The sequence below is a fragment of the Streptomyces sp. SID3343 genome, from assembly GCF_009865215.1.
Lineage (GTDB): Bacteria > Actinomycetota > Actinomycetes > Streptomycetales > Streptomycetaceae > Embleya.
In genome coordinates this window covers 1-3,910 of record NZ_WWJX01001341.1, presented here as the reverse complement: position 1 = coordinate 3,910, position 3,910 = coordinate 1, and the positions used below count along the sequence as shown (strand labels likewise).

Below are 3,910 nucleotides of genomic sequence, written 5' to 3'. Positions count from 1 at the left end.
AACGGAATCGGCTCACCGTCGTACGAAGACCTCCACAACCGGAAGTCCTCACCCCACGCCTCGTCGCCGGAATCGGCATAACCCTCGTCGTAGACCTGACGCCACTCGTCCACCTGTGTGCCGTCGTCGACCACCGCCCCATCCGAACCCGGCACCACGTACCCCACGAGGCGCTTGTCGCCCTCCTGGTTCTCCCGCACCACCACCACGGCCTGCGCCACACCGGGGCACCCGGTCAGTACCTGCTCGATCTCACCCAGTTCGATCCGAAAGCCGCGGATCTTCACCTGGAAATCGGTACGCCCCAGAAACTCGACCTGACCGTCCCTGTCCCACCGCGCCACATCCCCGGTCCGATACATCCGCCCGCCGGGCTCACCGAAGGGACAGGCGACAAACCGGCTCGCAGTCAACGGTGTCCGGCCCAGATAACCCCGCGCCAACCCGACACCCGCCAGATACAGATCCCCGGCGACCCCGGGCGCGACCGGACGCAACGCGGCGTCCAGCACGTACAGTTGGGTGTTCCAGATCGGGGCACCGATCGGCACCCGATCCGCACCCGGCACGTGCTGCCACGCCGAGACCTCAACCGCGGCCTCGGTCGGGCCGTACAGGTTGTGCACACCGCAATTCGGCAGGGCACCCACAACCCGGTTCGCCAGAACCGCCGAAAACGCCTCCCCCGCGACCTCCATCCACCGCAGGCTCACGCACTCCTTGGCCAACGGCTCGGCAACGAACGCCTCCAACAGAGACGGCACGAAATCCGCACCCGTCACCTTCTCCCGCCGGATCAACTCCGCCAGATACGCGGGGTCCTTGCGTCCGTCCGGACGGGCGATGACCACAGCGGCCCCGACCTGTAACGGCGCGAACAGTTCCGGCACCGACACATCGAAACTCGCCGACGTACTCAGCAGCACCCGGTCCTCGACCCCCACGTCGAAGTGCGCCAGGCCCCACGCCAACCGGTTCATGATCGACCGGTGCGACACCTGAACACCCTTGGGACCACCGGTGGACCCGGAGGTGAAGATGACATACGCGGCATTGTCCGGTGACAACACCCGCACCGGATTCGTCTCCGGATACCCGGACACCTCCGGAAGCACCCCGTCCAACACCAGTAGCGGCCGCGCGATGTCCAGCACACTGCGCACCCGGTCCCCGGGCAACTCGGTATCCACCGGCAGGTAAGCCGCGCCCGCCTTCACCACCGCGTAGATCGCCACCATCAGATCCACGGAACGCGGGATCCGCAGCGCGATCAATCGCTCGGCGCCCGCACCCTGCTCCACCAGCCAATGCGCCAACCGGTTCGCGCGGCGGTTGAACTCCCCGTACGACAGCGTCTCCTGATCACCCACCAGGGCAACCCGATCGGGGTCACGCTCCACCTGGGCCTCGAACGCCCCCGGCAATGTGCCCACAGCCACCGGGTGCGCCGTGTCGTTGACCCCCCGCACCAACCAGTTCCGCTCCTCCTCGGCCAACACCTCGATGGCACCCACCGACACCGCCGGGTCGACGACCGATTGCCGCAGCACACGAACGAACCGAGCGGCGATGGCCTCCGCCGTTTCCCGGTCGAACAACCTGGTCGCGTACTCAAGGTGGCCCCGCAGCGCACCCGAGTCGTCCACGGCCATGGCGAAGAACAGGTCGAACTTCGCGGTCGACGTGACGACCTGCTCGAACTCCACGTGCAGGCCCGGTAGTTCCAGGCTCCCCTGCTCGAAGTTCTGCCAAGCGAACATCACCTGGAAGAACGGCTGGTACGCCGCGGAGCGGTCGGGGTTGATCGACTCGACGAGAACTTCGAACGGCACGTCCTGGTGCTCGTAGCCCGACAGGGCCTTGTCCCGTACTCGGCCGAGCAGTTCGTCGAACGACGGGTCACCGGACAGGTCCACCCGCAGCACCAGAGTGTTGACGAAGCACCCGATCAGGTCGGTCAGCGCCTCGTCGGTCCGCCCGGCCGTCGGACTGCCGATCGTCACGTCATCCCCGCCGCCGAGCTTGTGCAACAGCACTGCCAGCGCCGCCTGCAGGACCATCGACATGGACATCCCACGACCGGCGGCCAGCTTCTCCAGCCCTGCCACCACCCCCGGCTCCACCACAAGTTCGACCGAGTCCCCGTGCGAACCCGCCTCCACCGGCCGCGGCCGGTCCAATGGCAGGCTCAACGGCTGCGGCACGCCCGCCAACTCCGCCCGCCAGTACTCGACCTGCGCCGCGGCCAGACTGCCCGGGTCCGCCACGTCACCCAGTACCTCACGCTGCCACAGCGTGTAGTCCTTGTACTGCACCGGCAACGGTTCCCATCCCGGTGCCCGACCCTCGCGACGGGCGGCGTAGGCAGCGGCCAGATCCCGCGCCAACGGCGCACCCGAACTACCGTCCATGGCGATGTGGTGCATGACCAGCACCAGCACATGTTCCTGGGAGGAACAACGCAACAGGCTCGCCCGGAACGGGATTTCCGCCGCCAGGTCGAACCGGTACGCGCCGGCCTCGTCGATCGCACCGGACACCTCGGCGGGCGCCACCTCGACCACCGGCAGCCGCACCGGTGCCTGCGACACCGGCAGAATCCGCTGCGAGGGCTGACCGTCTGCGTCCGTCTCGTAGACGGTGCGCAGAACCTCGTGCCGCTCGGTCACGTCGCCGATCGCGGCCACGAGGGCGTCCTGGTCCAACGATCCGGCCAGCCGAAACGCCGCCGACATGTTGTAGGTTTCCGCGGCCCCCTCCAATTGATGCAGAAGCCACATGCGACGTTGCGTGAATGACAGCGGGATCATCTATCTCACTCCTCTACGAACATCTTGCGCAGACCGGGCCGGCGCGGCGCGGCCGACTCCTCCGACCACGCGGCGAGCGCGACCGGTGTCGGCAAGTCGAAGATCTTGCGAATGGGTATCTCGATGCCCAGCTCCGCGCGGGCGCGGCTGATCAGCCGCGTGGCCAGGAGCGAGTGCCCGCCGAAGGCGAAGAAGTCGTCGTCGATGCCGACCCTTGCCAGGCCGAGCACCTCCGCGAACAGCGCGCAGAAGCTCTCCTCACGCGAGTTGCGCGGCGCCCGGCCGGTCGACACCTGCGCGTAGTCCGGCGGCGGCAGTGCCCGGCGGTTGACCTTTCCGTTCGGGGTCAGCGGAATCTCCGACAGCGGCACCACCGCGGTCGGCACCATGTAGTCGGGCAGCCGCGCGCGCAGATACTCCGGCAGCTCCGCCAGCAGGGGGCCGAGCGTGCGGGACAGTCCCGGGTTGTTCGCCCGAATCCTTCCCACCTCACCGCCGGGAACGAACACCCCGGAAGCCGCCCGCACCTCACGCAACAGCACCACGTCGAAACCGCCCACCACCTCGCCCGACCACGTGATCACCGCATCCCGACCCAGCCGCCGCGCCCACACGACCACCTCCTGCGGATCCAACGGCCCACCGAACGCGACACCCGAACCCGACACACCCACCCCCGCGGCCGCACCCACCTCCTCGACCAACCGCGCGTTCGGAATCCCACACACCCGCACCGGCCCCACCGACCGCTCCACCCGACGCCCCAGAGCCGCCAGATCGGACACCTCCCGCCCCCACACCACGGCGGGAACATCGGCCAGATCCAACACATCGGCCGAATCCTTGTGCACCACGACCTCGTAGCGGTGCCGGGTCAACTCGTTGTGCGCCCAACCCGCCTTCAAGCGGACATCCACCCCCACACCACGGCCCGCCGCCCACTCGGCAAACCACTCCGGCGCCACCACCAACTCCCGCTCCCCGAGCAGCGCCTTCTCCACCAACGTCCGCAACTCCTCCCGCGACGCGTCGGGATGCGCCGCCCGCTGCACCGCGACCTGCAGAACCCGAAGAGTCGCGGCATTGCGAACGTCACCGAC

Annotated in this window: 2 protein-coding genes; both read right to left on the bottom strand. The window is 68.3% G+C overall.

Translation table 11 applies throughout. From position 1 onward, the window contains the following. A partial coding sequence (locus tag GT354_RS42555; protein WP_161362196.1) for an amino acid adenylation domain-containing protein occupies window positions 1–2,810 on the bottom strand: 2,810 nt, incomplete at its 3' end. 5 nt (window positions 2,811–2,815) lie between these two features. Beyond that, the coding region (locus GT354_RS56100) for a phosphopantetheine-binding protein (protein ID WP_272923992.1) at window positions 2,816–3,910 on the bottom strand (1,095 nt) is incomplete at its 5' end.